Raw genomic sequence first — 14,715 nt, 5'->3', positions numbered from 1 at the left:
TTAAAACTTGAATTAACGTTGACGTTTTTTGTTCGTTCAGTTTTCAAAGAGCAATTTGTTAATGTCGCTCAGAGGCGACTTTCTTAATATAACATGTGTTAACTTTTCCGTCAACACTTTTTTAAAACAATCCGTCAGCTGTGAAAATGTTTTTCTTCCACATCGCAGCGACGGATATTAATATACCAAGTATTTTTACATCGGTCAATAGCTTTTATTACTTTTTTAAGATAATTTTTTCCCCAGCTTATAGTACCGATGAAATACGCCTTGCCCTTTTGTTTCCTTCATAACCACTTCAATGACGCCTTTATCAATTAAATACTCAAGAAGCATAGTAAGATCTACACTATATAGATGGACGTCCTCATGATTAATCATTTCATTAATTGACCAATATTCTTTTTCAGCAAGGACTTCAACTAAATGCTGAATCCCGCTTTTCATTTTCGAATGGATTAAAAACTCACTCGCTAAGAATAGCAGCTCCAGCCTTTTATCCAATGGCTCATGGCTTGTAACGAGTTCTTCATATAGTTTAGTAATTTCCGGATCAATTTGCTTCACCTGCTGCCAAACAGTCACTTCTGGATGAAATCCTTGCTCAATCACTGCTAGTCTTGCCAGGTGATGAAGAGAATGGACGATATGATTGTATGCATCAAGATATTGGTCATTTTCAAAAAAAGCTTTGCCGTCCATATAGCGGCGAATAAGCTTAGCAAATTCCAGACCCATTTTCAGCTTTCTCCCATAGAATGGGAACTCCATTAATTCGGTTTTTATGTTTTGGATATATTCATTGCGGTCAAATAGGATCTTCCCATTATAGAGCCAATCAAAAATTTTCTTATTTGATCCGAGTAAAAGCCATTCATTTAACTGCTGTTCAGTTACAATATACAAAGCTGCTTTTTTATCGTTATACGTATAGTGCTTAACCGATACGGCAGAATCTGCTTCTGCTACTAAAACAAGCAAAACCGCATCATATGTGTCTGTAACGGGAATATCCTTTTGTCGTTTATTTATCATTAGTACGCCAAGCGTATTTGGGTGACTCGCACGTTCCTGATAAATAGGACGGAGAATGTCTTCCATCATCATTCCTCCAAAATTATTAATTGAACAAATTTATTAATTGAATATAACTTCGACAATTTTTTAATGTTTTCCTCCCTCAAATCACTTAAAATCTTCTGCTTTATTATTAGTTAATATTTATAAAATAAATTATCGGCCGGATTAATGAAACAAGCCTTTATGTACGAAGGAATAATCAGCTCAGGGAAATGTGCCAGCCGGCGTTTACATACTATATATAAAGCAAATACTTATGACTATTTTTATTTATCTTCTATTAAGCAATATGATATAGTTATTCTTTAGGAGGGTCGAGCATGGCTAAATATTCTAGTAAAATTAATAAGATTCGTACATTTGCCCTTGCATTAATATTTGTTGGGTTTATCGTCATGTACATAGGCATTTTCTTTAAAAATTCCCCTCTTCTCATGACAATATTTATGTTTTTAGGGTTCGTATTCATGATTGCAAGTGTCGTCGTATATTTTTGGATTGGGATGCTCTCAACAAAAACAGTCCAGGTCGTTTGTCCAAATTGCGGAAAACATACCAAAATTCTTGGGCGTGTAGACATGTGCATGTATTGTAATGAGCCATTAACACTTGATCCAAATCTTGAGGGCAAAGAGTTTGACGAAAAATATAACAAAAAAAGACAGTAAAAGCTTGGCGTATAAGCCAAGCTTTTACTGTTTTAGTCCATTCAAGTAAAGAAGCCGACAGCCCATCAGGCTAGCAGCTTCATTGCGGCAATATTTATTAATGGGCTTCTTTGCTAGCACAATCCGGACAAGTACCGTATATTTCCATCCGATGATGACTGATTTTAAATCCAGTCACATGTGATGCTAAATGCTCTACTTCATCAAGTCCCGGATAATGAAAGTCAACAATTTTTCCACACTGCTCACAGATCACATGATAGTGATGGGTTGTGACAAAATCAAAACGGCTTGATGCATCACCATAGGTTAACTCCTTTACAAGTCCAACCTCACGGAATACCCGCAAATTATTGTAAACAGTTGCAACACTCATATTTGGAAATTTTCCTTCAAGCGCTTTATAAATATCGTCGGCAGTTGGGTGTGACATTGAGTTAATTAAATACTCAAGTATCGCATGACGCTGTGGTGTTATGCGCACTCCAGTATCCTTTAAGGTCTCTAACGCTTCCTTTAATTCAATATGTGCCACCGCCATGCACCTCTTTTCTAAAAAGAATTCTTATTTTATAATCTTTATAAATAGTGTACTAATTTATTTATACTTTTGTCAACATAACAAACGCACAAAGTGAAACTACCCATAATGAAGGAGTGCTGATTTCGCCACAGGTTTTGGCGTTCTTAGTCGACGTTCCCCTTCACTGATGGTTAGTTGAACCAATCACGCTCAGAAACCCCTTTAATCTGCGCCAACAATCAAGTATATGCCATCTTCGCCTTTGCTCCATCCCCTTTACTGTCTCATTCTTCTTATTAATATATGTATAAGGTTAATGATTAAAAACCACTTTCTTTTTAGCAAAAAAAAAAGCAAATCTGGATAAGATTCGCTTTAAAAAGTATCTGAGGAGGTATGCCCTAATAAAATGATATTCAAAAATCATTCAAATGAATGGACAAAAGCCTTGATACAAAAAAATAGGCTGAAACTATATCCCCATGTATTAGGAAAGATTGTCTTTTATAAATTGAAGAGCTTCTTCAACATGCCCCTTCACCTTTACTTTTCTCCATTCCTTTACCAATTTGCCCTCTTTATCAATAATGAAAGTCGCACGTTCAATTCCCATATATTCTTTTCCGAAGTTTTTCTTCAATTTCCAAACATCATAAGCCTCGGCAGCCTGATGCTCTTCATCCGCCAGCAGAACAAATGGCAGATCATATTTCTCAATAAATTTCTCATGCCGCTTAAGCGGGTCAGGACTTACACCTAAAATAACGGCATTTAGATCGGAAAAGCTATCATATTGATCTCTAAAATCACAAGCTTCAGTTGTACATCCCGGTGTCATATCCTTAGGATAAAAATAAAGCACGACATTTTTGCCGCGATAATTGGATACTTTAACGATTTCTCCATTGCTTCCTTCTAATGAAAAATCTGGAGCAAGCTCTCCTACTACAGCTGTCATTATTTGTCTCCTCCTGAATCTATTGGCATGTTTCAGAATTAGCGCCTATGATCTATGCGCAAGTGGGCTTTATTCGGATGAATAACACAACAAGCGAGTGGATCATAAGGGAAATTATGCACTAATCTACTTTTTTATAAGCCTATCCAATTTTTCAAATAAAAACAACTAATTACTTTGTCTCCAAATCAAACACAGCTCTAAAGACGAAAGCTGCTGGAATTGTATAACCGATTAATGCCTCAAGAACAGCGATCATTCTTCCAATTCCAACCGGGGATATGTCCCCATACCCAACAGAAAATAATGTGACTGCACTAAAATAAAAGCCTGTTTCCAGCCGATTGATAAAATTCCCATACCACTCATCCGTCTCTTCCAAAAATACATTAAATCCATTTAATTCAAGAAGAATATAAATGAGGCCGAAGCCAATCATGACAGTTACATAAATAGAGGCTAAATATAGAAAATTTTCAAAGGATACTTTCTTTCCTTTGATTTTATGCGGTAAGAATAAAGTACGTAAACTCATAACCATACAAAAAACAATGACTGCTAGGGACAAATAAAACAGCATGCGGCTCCCTCTTTTCCCTTATATTCTATTCATTTATACGCGCTTTCATTATTTTGTATGACAAGCTTAGAGGCTGGTAAAAAAATTGTCGCAATTATAAGTTACAGCATTCTTAACTTAAAAAATGGTAAGATAATGAATGCGAGAGACTTATTGTGACTTTTCATTTTTGTAAGGAGGATATATATGCAATTCACGAATTCAGAACGCATACATAAAAAAGCACTTGAACATATCGTAGGAGGAGTAAACAGTCCTTCCCGCTCTTATAAAGCGGTTGGCGGAGGCGCACCAGTTGTGATGGAGAGAGCCAAAGGCGCTTATTTCTGGGATGTAGACGGCAATCAATATATTGATTATTTAGCTGCATACGGACCAATCATTACAGGGCATGCCCATCCACATATTACAGAAGCAATTAAAAAAGCGGCAGAAACAGGTGTGCTTTATGGAACACCTACCCCGCATGAAGTAAGGTTTGCAGAGATGCTTAAAGAAGCCATGCCGAATCTTGAAAAGGTTCGATTCGTTAATTCAGGAACAGAAGCAGTCATGACAACGATTCGTGTTGCACGTGCCTATACAGGCAGGGATAAAATCATTAAGTTTGCTGGCTGTTACCATGGCCATTCCGATCTTGTCCTTGTTGCAGCCGGATCAGGCCCTTCTACTCTCGGTACACCTGATTCTGCAGGCGTGCCGAAAAGCATAGCGCAGGAAGTTATTACCGTTCCATTTAATGATATCGAACCATATAAAGAGGCATTAGAAAAATGGGGCGACCAAATTGCTGCTGTTCTTGTAGAGCCGATTGTTGGAAACTTCGGGATTGTTGAGCCAAAGCCAGGCTTCTTAGAGCAGGTCAATGAGTTAACACATCAAGCAGGTGCACTTGTTATATATGATGAGGTCATTACTGCGTTCCGCTTCATGTATGGAGGAGCACAGGATCTGTTAGGTGTTACCCCTGATTTAACAGCAATGGGGAAAATTATTGGCGGAGGTCTGCCAATAGGTGCTTATGGCGGCAAGAAGGAAATTATGGAGACCGTTGCTCCATTAGGACCAGCCTACCAGGCAGGAACAATGGCAGGAAACCCAGCATCCATTCTTTCCGGAATGGCTTGTCTTGAGGTATTAAAACAAAAAGGTGTCTATGAATACCTTGATCAATTAGGCGCCATGCTTGAAGAAGGAATTACAGCGGCAGCGAAGGAATTCAATATCCCAATAACAATCAACCGCTTAAAAGGCGCATTAACGGTTTATTTCACAAATGAAAAGGTTGTTAATTATGACCAGGCTGAGAATACTGACGGCGAAATGTTTGCGAAGTTCTTTAAATTGATGCTAAAGCAAGGGATCAATCTTGCACCTTCAAAATATGAAGCATGGTTTGTAACCATTGCTCATACAGAAGAAGACATCCAAGCAACCATTCATGCAGTTAATCAAGCATTTGAAGCATTGCAAAACGAAAGATAATTTAATCCATATCCCAGGAATTCCAGTTTAGAAAAGGAGCGATTTATCGCTCCTTTTTCCTATGTCTTTAACCTTATAATCCAGCTTCAGTGAAAAGTTCAAAAAAATGCCCATTGTGCTTCTTCGGATATCCATGTATAGTACATTAATGTTATAGACTTAACAAAAACTAGATGCACGACCAAAAAACTTTATTCGATCCTGTCGGATAAGGTAGTATTATTTAAAAAGAAAGGAAATAAGTACGTATGAAGCTTGGCGCCCGCATATTAAAAACGGGAATCGCAATTATTTTATCCTTATTATTATCAGAATTATTTCAGCTGCCCTCTCCTGTCTTTGCAGCAATCGCAGCGATTTTTGCTGTGCAGCCGACCATCTACCGGTCATTTTTATCGATAATTGAGCAAATTCAAGGGAATATTATTGGTGCAATCATTGCCGTTATTTTCGTTTTATTACTTGGAAATCATATGGTCATCATTGGGCTTGCGGCGATTATTGTGATTACAATTAACTTGAAGCTGAAAATCGAAAATACCATTTCTCTCTCTCTTGTTACAATGATTGTTATTATGGAGACACCAGGTGATGAGTTTATCCAGTTTGCCCTTATTCGCTTTTCAACGATCATGCTTGGTGTATTATCCGCTTTTATCGTAAATTTAGTTTTCTTGCCGCCAAAGTATGAAAAGAAACTATATTATAAGATTTCCGGTGTAACAGAAGAAACGACAAAATGGATTCGCCTCACGATTAGGCATGCATCAGAGCATCGTCTGCTTAAGAATGATATTGGCAAAATGAAAGAAGCGGTTAGAAGTCTTGATCATTTATATGTAATGTACAAGGAAGAACGCAACTACTTCAAAAAGAATACGTTAGTGAAATCTCGGAAGCTTGTCATTTACAGACAGATGATATCTACTGTGAAAAGATCGCTTGAAATGCTAAGAAGATTGCATCGTTTTGAAAATGATCTGCAGGAAATGCCCGCAGAGTTTCAGCATGCTGTCCAGCAGCAGCTAGATTGTCTCATTCATTATCATGAACATGTCATGCTTAAATTCATCGGAAAGGTCCGCCCAAATGTGACATTTGAAGAAGGCGACATTATCCTAAACAGCAAAGAGCTGCTTAATCTCTTTTTTGCCAATCAAAAGCAAGCAAAAATTGAGGATGAAGCAACGCTTTCACATACAGTGCAAATCCTATCAGCCATTATTAACTATGATGAACAAGTCGTCCATCTCGATAAACTGATCACAAGTTTCCAAACCTATCATAAAAAGACAAATGAAGTGGCGATAGAAGAGTAAAAGCAGCTGATCCTCAGCTGCTTTTTCTTATTGATTAGGAAATTATCAAATTGAATGCTATGGATCACTTTGAGATAGGTTGTCTGCATCCAACTCCAGCGCCTATCGCCTATCAAACTTCAGGCCCCCTCCCTACGATAAGTTAACATCGGTTCGCTCTCGCTCACCGTGTTTCCTTTATCTCAGTCGCGGTCCTTCCAGTTTGTACGGCGATGACCAAGGCGCTTGCGCATTTGTTCTTAACTTACTATTAATTTTTCATCCGAGGGTCAAGGGCATCTCTGAGGCCGTCCCCCATTAAGTTAAAGCCTAATACGGTCAGCATAATCGCAATTCCAGGGAAGAACATCGTCCAAGGGGCTTGCATTAATAGCGGCCGCGCATCTGAAAGCATTTTCCCCCACTCTGGATTAGGGGCAGTCGCGCCTAGACCAAGAAAGCCTAGTGCAGCTGCTTCAATGATTGCTGTCGCAATGGCCAATGTTCCTTGTACAATAATCGGAGCCATACTATTTGGCAGCACATGACGGAATAATATGCGGCTATCCTTCATTCCGACTGCTTTCGCTGCCATAATATACTCTTCCTGTTTTACACTTAGCACACGGGATCGGATTAACCTTCCAAAGTTCGGAATATTAATAATGGCAATCGCTATAAGGGCATTTTTCAAAGATGGGCCTAATACAGCGACAATCGCGATCGCTAATAGAATACTCGGAAAAGCAAGCATTATATCAAATAAACGTGAGATAATAGTATCCACCCATTTCCCATAGTAGCCGGCTACAATTCCTAGAATGCAGCCAACAATAATGGACCCCATTACAGCAAGAAAGCCGACCCATAATGAGATTCTCGTCCCATAAATAACCCTCGAAAAAATGTCTCTACCAAAGTCATCCGTGCCAAACCAATGCTCACTAGATGGTGCCTGCAATCGCTTTGAAAGCATTTGCTCATTAATTCCTTGGGGAGCAATTACCGGTGCAAATACTGCGATGACAATAAAGAATAAAACAATCAATGTGCCTATTAGAGCTAATTTATTTTTTCGAAAGCTTCTCCATGCCTCAAGCCAAGGGGAAACGACCTTGTCTTCTTCAGGTACGAGCTGTGGCTGTATATTTTTTTGAGTAGAAAGTTCCAAGTGCGTTCCCCCCTTAATTATATTTAATCCGTGGATCAATTGCTGCGTAGAGCAAGTCCACAACTAAGTTAATCATGACGAAAATAAAGGCAATAATTAATATCCCTGATTGAATGACAGGATAGTCACGAGCATTAATCGCATCGTAAATATAACGTCCCATACCCGGCCAGCTAAAGATCGTTTCAGTTAAAATTGCTCCTCCCAACAAAAGGCCCGTTTGCAGACCGATAATCGTAAGAACCGGGATAATGGCATTTTTTAAAGAATGCTTATAGACAACCCAGAACATCCGTAACCCTTTTGCTCTTGCCGTACGAATAAAATCAGATCTCATTACTTCAAGCATGGACGATCGTGTAATCCTTGCAATAATGGCCATCGGAATGGTCGCTAATGCGAATGCCGGAAGAATCAAATGCTTCACAACGTCCCAAAATTGATCCATCCTTCCTTGCAGCAAGGTGTCAATCATATAGATATTCGTGATGGAGGTGACCGGATTTCTAACTTCCTCTCTTCCCGATGTTGGAAGCCAGTCAAGATTAATCGCAAACACCCATTGCTCCATTAAGCCGAGCCAGAAGATTGGCATGGATACCCCGATAAGTGCAAGAACCATGGCAATATAATCAAACCAAGAGTTTTGATACCAAGCACTAATGATGCCAGCATTTACGCCAATGACAATCGCGATCACTATCGCACAAAAGGATAATTCAATGGTTGCTGCTAAATATGGCCAGATTTCCTGGCTGATTGCCGTCTTTGTCTTTATCGATTCGCCTAAATCCCCGGTTAATAATCCGCCGAGATATGTAAAATACTGAATATACCATGGCTGGTCTAGCCCCAGCTGCTTGGTTAATTCTTCAACAGCCTCTTTTGTTGCTAATTGTCCAAGGATAATTTGTGCCGGATCTCCCGGAATGGCCCGAATCATAAAAAAGACAATCAAGGATAGACCAAGCAAAACTGGCACCAAGGACAATACTCGTTTGATCGTATAAGAAAACATCTTTTTCACCTCACTGGAAGGTTGTCCAAAAAGTCAATGGAGCTGGAATAGAAAAGGGAGTCACTGCTGAGCTCCCTTTTCATAAGTCTTATTTTAATTCAACATTAGAAAGCAAGTCAGAGCCTGTTGGGTGTGGTTTAAAGTTAGAAATACCAGCCTTGCCCGCTAGGATTGGTCTTGAGTGAACTAGCGGAATCCATGGCGCATCATCTTTAATAATGACTTGTGCTTGCTTATAAAGCTCTTCACGTTCTGCTTGATCAGAGCTTGCTTGTGCTTTTAATAATAATTCATGAACCTCAGGGTTTTTGTAGTACGTATAGTTATTTGAGCCAATTGCATCCTCATCTAGTAGAACATATAGGAAATTATCTGCATCCCCGTTGTCACCCGTCCAACCAAGTAAGAACGAATCTGCTTCTCCATTATTTGCCTTTTCTAAATACGTGCCCCACTCATAGGAAACGATTTCTGCCTTCACACCAATCGCTTCAAAGTTTGCTTGTAATGCTTCAGCAACCTTTTGCCCATCAGGCATATATGGACGTGGAACAGGCATTGCCCACAGCTCCATTTCAAAACCATTCTCATATCCAGCTTCTTTTAACAATTCCTTTGCTTTTTCCGGATCATACGGATAGTCTTCTACTGCATCGTTATAGCCTGCTACTACAGGAGGCATCGGGTTAATGGCTGGATCAGCTGCTCCAGCATAGAACGCGTCGATTAAAGCCTTCTTGTCAACTGCATGGTTAAGTGCTTGGCGGACAAGCTTATCCTGAAGCGGACCGCGTGTATTTGTTAAGCCCAAGTACGCAACATTCAATGTCGGACGTTCGAAAACTTGTAAATCCGGATTTCCTTCGATTGTCGCTACATCACTAAAATTCACTCCATCAATTAAATCAACCTCGCCTGAAGCTAACGCATTTAGACGAGCAGAGTTTTCTGGAATGGAACGGAAAATCACTTGATCTAGCTTCGGAAGACCCTCTTGCCAATAATCAGCAAATTTTTCAATTGTAATGCGGTCATTTCGCTTCCACTCTTTAAATACGAATGGACCTGTTCCTACTGGATTCTCAATAAACTTATCACCATGCTTCTCAATCGCCGCAGGACTTGCAATACCGAACGGCGACATCGCTAAGTTTTTAAAGAATGGGGCAATTGGCTTATTTAAATTAAATTCAACCGTATACTCATCAACCGCTACGACACTCTCAATTTTGTCGCCAAATTGAGAGTTATAGTAGTAGAATTGCTCTGCATTCCCTGCTTTCCAGCGGTCAAAGTTATAGACGACAGCTTCTGCATTAAAATCTGTTCCATCATGGAATTTAACGCCTTCACGAAGCTTTAATGTATGCTTTAAACCATCTTCACTTGTCTTCCATTCAGTCGCAAGACCTGCTTCAATTTCAGTATCTTGCTCTCCAAAGTTAATTAATGTTTCAAATAAATTAACAGTAACTTTAAATGCTTCCCCTTCAGTTGTCACAGCTGGATCAAGAGAAGTAGAATCTCCGCCGCGGCCAAAAACTAATGTATTGTTACCTGCTGCCTCTTCTGTTTCTTTTGTCCCTTCTTCTGTCCCTGTATCCTTATCTTCTTCTTCCTTCGTACCCCCAGTGGAGCTGTTGCCGCTGCAGCCAACCAATGCAAGAGATAGAAGCAAAGCAAACACTAGAAATAAAATCCCGCGCTTTTTCATTGTTTTCCCCCTTTTTTCTTCAAAGACTTACAGACTTCTAGCTTTTGACATCTATCATTCATGCAGCATTTCCAAATGTGCCAAATCAATTATTTTTATACAAATGGCATGCCGCAAAATGACCCGGTTCAATTTCCTCTAATTGAGGTCTTTCTGTTTTACAAATGTCCATGCACTCTTTGCATCGCGTGTGAAATGCACAACCAGATGGCGGATTTGAAGGACTTGGGATATCGCCCGTTAAAAGCTCCCTCTCCTTTTTCAAAGTAGGATCTGGAACTGGAACAGCACCTAATAAGGCATTCGTATATGGGTGCAGCGGTTTCTCGTATAGTTGCTCGGCTGTAGTAATTTCTACTAATCTTCCAAGATACATCACACCTACTCGATCGCTAATATGCTTTACAACCCCTAAATCATGGGCAATAAATATATATGTGAGCTGGAATTCTTCTTGGAGATCTTCAAGAAGATTTAATACTTGAGACTGAATAGAAACATCTAATGCGGAAACTGGCTCATCGGCAATAATGAGCTTCGGCTTCGTCATTAACGCTCTCGCTATCCCAATCCGCTGCCTTTGGCCGCCGCTGAATTGATGCGGATAGCGTTTGGCATGATAGCTGCTTAGGCCAACAACCTCGAGCATTTCTTTTACTCTTTTTTTCCGCTCCGCTTTATCTCCAATCCCATGAACGATGAGCGGTTCTTCTAAAATCTTTTCTACTGTATGGCGAGGATTTAAGGAGGCAAAGGGATCTTGGAAAACCATTTGCATTTCCTTGCGCATTTTTCGCATATCCCCATCAGATAGATTCGTTAACTCTTTTCCTTCAAAGAGAACGTTTCCTTCAGTTGGCTCAATCAAACGCATTAACATTCGCCCTGTCGTTGATTTGCCGCAGCCCGACTCGCCAACAAGGCCCAGCGTTTCTCCTTTATTTACGAAGAAGCTAATATCGTCAACTGCCTTTACTTCCCCAACCTTTTTACCGAATATTCCCCCGGTTATTGGAAAGTACTTCTTTAATTGATTGACTTCTAACAGGACCTCAGCCACTTGCCGCACCTCCTGATTCATGCAGGAAACATCTAACTGTATGCTGATCGGCACCTTCTACCTTGTACAATGGAGGGGTGTCTGAAAGACAGCGTTCATGAACAAATTCACATCTAGCTGCAAAGCGGCAGCCCTTCCTAATCGATCCCGGCTTTGGAACATTGCCGGGAATGGAATAGAGACGCTCTTTCTTTTCACGGACATCCGGCACCGACTGCAGCAATCCATGCGTATACGGATGCTTCGGATTTTTAAAAATCTCCATGACTGGTGCCTCTTCCACAACTTTTCCTGCATACATCACAATCACTCGTTCACACACTTCCGCTACTACCCCTAAATCATGGGTAATTAAGACGATCGCTGTGTCCAGCTTTTCATTCAGATCCTTCATTAAAGCTAGAATTTGTGCTTGAATAGTTACATCTAATGCCGTTGTAGGCTCATCTGCAATCAGCAGCTTCGGATGGCAGGATAACGCCATCGCAATCATGACTCTTTGCCTCATTCCTCCAGAGAGCTGATGAGGATATTCATGCATAATTTGTTCTGCCCTAGGCAAACCGACAAGCTTCAGCATTTCAACTGCTCGCTCAAAGGCTTCTTTCTTTCCAGCTTTTGTATGTATTTTAATGCCTTCCATCAGCTGATTGCCAATTGTGAACAGCGGGTTTAATGAAGTCATTGGTTCCTGGAAAATCATCGCTACTTCATTTCCCCTAATTTCACGCATTCTTTTTTCAGAGGAATGGACAATATTCTCCCCATTGAGCAAAATTTCTCCACCGACAATTTTCCCTGGCGGCTGAGGGATTAGCTTCATGATTGATAATGAAGTGACACTTTTTCCACAGCCAGACTCCCCTACAATTCCTAGAATTTCCCCCTTATTTACCGAAAAGCTCACTTCATCAACTGCAGGTATTTCTCCATCCGCTGAAAAAAATGATGTCTTCAACTGCTTTACATCTAATACTGGAGCTTGTGTCACAGTGATACTCCTTTCTAGGTGTCCACCCTTTGATTTCCGAGAATAGCGCATGCGCCTTGATCATCGCCGTACAAACTGGAGAGCCTCGACTTATCGTAGGGAGGGGACCTGAAGTTTGTTAGGCGATCGGCGCTGTAGCTAGACAATTTCGGAATTCTCTATCGCTTGCTTTTTATTCTATTAAAAAAATTTCTTTAAGTCTACTGATTTATTTAAATTATATGAATATATCAATAATTTTATATTTTCCGACAAAATTGCGTAAAATTAGACATGTCCACCTCATTAATCTTTACTATCATATGTATGAGTTAGGCAATAATGACTATTCGTTTTACTAAAAAGACAAAAAGAAAGCTGACCCTTTGGGGTCAGCTTATCGTTTAATGGTCTAGTTGCTGCACTTGGAAAAGTTTATAATAATTTCCTTGTTTATTCATTAATTCATCATGACTGCCAATTTCTACAATTTCTCCGTGCTCAATGAGAATGATGCGATCTGCATGTGTGATCGTTGATAGGCGATGAGCAACGATAAAGGTTGTTCGATCCTTCGCTAATTGCTCAAGCGCCTCCTGAATCAAATGCTCACTTTCTAAATCTAGTGCAGATGTCGCTTCATCCAAAATTAAGATAGGCGGATTCTTTAAAAAGATTCTCGCAATTGCGACCCGCTGCTTTTGGCCGCCCGATAGTTTCACACCACGTTCTCCTACTTTCGTCTCATAGCCATCTGGCAAATTCATAATAAATTCGTGCGCATTGGCCGCCTTTGCTGCTTCAATCACTTCTTCATCCGTTGCATCCGGTTTGCCTAATAAAATATTCGTTTTCACCGATTCACTAAATAAAATATTATCCTGCAGTACCATTCCGATTTTATCTCTTAAGGAACGAACCTTAAACGAACGAATATCTTGTCCGTCGAGAAGAATTCTTCCTTTAGAAACATCATAAAATCGAGGAATAAGTCCGACAAGGGAGGATTTCCCCCCTCCACTCATACCGACAAGAGCGATTGTCTCTCCCTTTTGTACATGGAGAGATATATTTTTCAAAACAGATTCTTCCTTTTCACTGTAGGAAAAACTGACCTGTTCAAAATCGATATCTCCCTTTACATTTTTACATTCAATTGCCTTTGGAGAATCATCAATATCATATTTCTCATCGATTAAATCGAAAACTCTGTCCATTGATGCAATGGCCTGGGTCATCGTAGTTGAAGAATTCACTAGCCTTCTAAGCGGATTGTATAACCGGTCGATATAAGCAATAAACGCCATCATCGTCCCAATTGTAAGATGCCCTTGTATTACTTGGTATCCTGAATAACCGATGACGATTAATGGGGCAATATCTGTAATCGTATTCACGACAGCAAAAGCTTTCGCATTCCATTTTGTATGGTCAATTGCTTTTGTTAAAAAATTACTATTTTGCTTATCAAATTGTGTTTGTTCATAATCCTCGATCGCAAAGCTTTTAATCACAGCCATCCCTTGTACTCGTTCATGGAGATAGCCTTGTACCTCTGCAAGTGCCTGTGATCTTCTTCTTGTCAGCTTTCTTAAATTGCCGAAGAAATATTTCACTGAAAATCCGTAGAATGGGAATAAAATTAAAGAAACAATCGTTAAAGTGACATCCATTTGCAGCATGATGACCACTGCGATAATAATTGTTGCGATATCCAGCCACAGGTTCATTAATCCAGTGATGACAAAAGTCTTCGTTTGCTCGACATCATTAATGACTCTTGAAATAACTTCCCCTGCTCTTGTATTTGAATAATATTTAAAGCTAAGCTTCTGAATATGGGTAAACAGCTTATCTCTAATATCGTATAAAATTTTGCTTGCTACCCATTGTGCAAAGTACTGGCGGTAATATTCAATCGGCGGTCTGACAACAACAAATATAATTATCATCATTCCCATAATCAAAAACAGCTTGCTCGTTTGTTCTGCACTGCTTAAAGCCGTATTACCTGCGATATCATCAATCACATATTTGATTAAAAGCGGAATCATAAGCGGGATGGCAAACTTAATAATCCCAATGATGATGGTTACTATGATTTGAAGTCGATATGGTTTAACAAACTGCATGTATCGCTTGATGCTATCCAACTTTTTCCTCCTCTTATCCATAACTGGCCCCATAGAA

13 protein-coding genes are annotated in these 14,715 nt (G+C 39.7%); 3 read left to right on the top strand and 10 right to left on the bottom strand.

All coding sequences use genetic code 11. The annotated features are described in order from the left end of the window. Positions 1 to 225: 225 nt before the first annotated feature. Positions 226 to 1,101 (bottom strand): nucleotidyltransferase-like protein, encoded by an 876-nt coding sequence (locus RUH74_RS15725; RefSeq protein WP_313801638.1) that lies wholly within the window; start codon positions 1,099 to 1,101, stop codon positions 226 to 228. Positions 1,102 to 1,400: 299 nt separating this feature from the next. Between RUH74_RS15725 and RUH74_RS15720 the strand changes: the two genes are divergently transcribed. Continuing rightward, positions 1,401 to 1,748 carry a YgzB family protein gene (locus tag RUH74_RS15720; RefSeq protein ID WP_313801629.1) on the top strand — a complete coding sequence of 116 codons (348 nt, stop codon included), beginning with the start codon at positions 1,401 to 1,403 and terminating at the stop codon, positions 1,746 to 1,748. Between the two features lie 97 nt (positions 1,749 to 1,845). Here the strand turns inward: RUH74_RS15720 and perR are convergent, their stop codons facing one another. The 3 genes from perR to RUH74_RS15705 all read right to left on the bottom strand — a co-directional run bounded on the left by perR (position 1,846) and on the right by RUH74_RS15705 (position 3,809). Further along, positions 1,846 to 2,283: a peroxide-responsive transcriptional repressor PerR gene (gene perR / locus RUH74_RS15715; protein ID WP_313801627.1), complete on the bottom strand. Its 438-nt coding sequence runs from the start codon at positions 2,281 to 2,283 to the stop codon at positions 1,846 to 1,848. Between the two features lie 475 nt (positions 2,284 to 2,758). After that, positions 2,759 to 3,229, bottom strand: a complete 471-nt coding sequence (gene bcp / locus RUH74_RS15710; RefSeq protein WP_313801625.1) for a thioredoxin-dependent thiol peroxidase — start codon at positions 3,227 to 3,229, stop codon at positions 2,759 to 2,761. 172 nt (positions 3,230 to 3,401) lie between these two features. Next, positions 3,402 to 3,809, bottom strand: coding sequence for a potassium channel family protein (locus tag RUH74_RS15705; RefSeq protein WP_313801623.1), 408 nt, complete (start codon positions 3,807 to 3,809; stop codon positions 3,402 to 3,404). Positions 3,810 to 3,995: 186 nt separating this feature from the next. Between RUH74_RS15705 and RUH74_RS15700 the strand changes: the two genes are divergently transcribed. Next, a complete protein-coding gene (locus tag RUH74_RS15700) occupies positions 3,996 to 5,294 on the top strand; it encodes a glutamate-1-semialdehyde 2,1-aminomutase (RefSeq protein WP_313801621.1) in 1,299 nt (432 codons plus the stop codon). A 248-nt stretch (positions 5,295 to 5,542) separates the two neighbouring features. Continuing rightward, the gene (locus RUH74_RS15695) at positions 5,543 to 6,613 is read left to right on the top strand and encodes an FUSC family protein (protein WP_313801620.1); all 1,071 of its coding nucleotides are present in this window, start codon (positions 5,543 to 5,545) and stop codon (positions 6,611 to 6,613) included. Between the two features lie 250 nt (positions 6,614 to 6,863). On the opposite strand, the gene RUH74_RS15690 is transcribed toward RUH74_RS15695, so the two are convergent. The 6 genes from RUH74_RS15690 to RUH74_RS15665 all read right to left on the bottom strand — a co-directional run bounded on the left by RUH74_RS15690 (position 6,864) and on the right by RUH74_RS15665 (position 14,678). Further along, the gene (locus tag RUH74_RS15690) at positions 6,864 to 7,763 is read right to left on the bottom strand and encodes an ABC transporter permease (RefSeq protein WP_313801619.1); all 900 of its coding nucleotides are present in this window, start codon (positions 7,761 to 7,763) and stop codon (positions 6,864 to 6,866) included. Positions 7,764 to 7,776: 13 nt separating this feature from the next. Beyond that, positions 7,777 to 8,781, bottom strand: coding sequence for an ABC transporter permease (locus tag RUH74_RS15685; RefSeq protein WP_313801617.1), 1,005 nt, complete (start codon positions 8,779 to 8,781; stop codon positions 7,777 to 7,779). Positions 8,782 to 8,869: 88 nt separating this feature from the next. Then, positions 8,870 to 10,495, bottom strand: coding sequence for an ABC transporter substrate-binding protein (locus tag RUH74_RS15680; RefSeq protein WP_313801615.1), 1,626 nt, complete (start codon positions 10,493 to 10,495; stop codon positions 8,870 to 8,872). An 85-nt stretch (positions 10,496 to 10,580) separates the two neighbouring features. Next, positions 10,581 to 11,555, bottom strand: a complete 975-nt coding sequence (locus RUH74_RS15675) for an ABC transporter ATP-binding protein (RefSeq protein WP_313801613.1) — start codon at positions 11,553 to 11,555, stop codon at positions 10,581 to 10,583. Beyond that, positions 11,548 to 12,546: an ABC transporter ATP-binding protein gene (locus RUH74_RS15670; protein WP_313801611.1), complete on the bottom strand. Its 999-nt coding sequence runs from the start codon at positions 12,544 to 12,546 to the stop codon at positions 11,548 to 11,550. Before RUH74_RS15670 ends, RUH74_RS15675 begins: the two co-directional genes overlap by 8 nt. Positions 12,547 to 12,929: 383 nt before the next feature. Further along, positions 12,930 to 14,678 carry an ABC transporter ATP-binding protein gene (locus RUH74_RS15665; protein ID WP_313801609.1) on the bottom strand — a complete coding sequence of 583 codons (1,749 nt, stop codon included), beginning with the start codon at positions 14,676 to 14,678 and terminating at the stop codon, positions 12,930 to 12,932. Positions 14,679 to 14,715: the final 37 nt, after the last annotated feature.

The organism is Cytobacillus sp., assembly GCF_032154635.1.
In the GTDB taxonomy this organism is placed as follows: domain Bacteria; phylum Bacillota; class Bacilli; order Bacillales; family Cytobacillaceae; genus Cytobacillus.
Note: the sequence above shows the minus strand (reverse complement) of the source record. Positions and strands in the feature narration are given on the sequence as shown.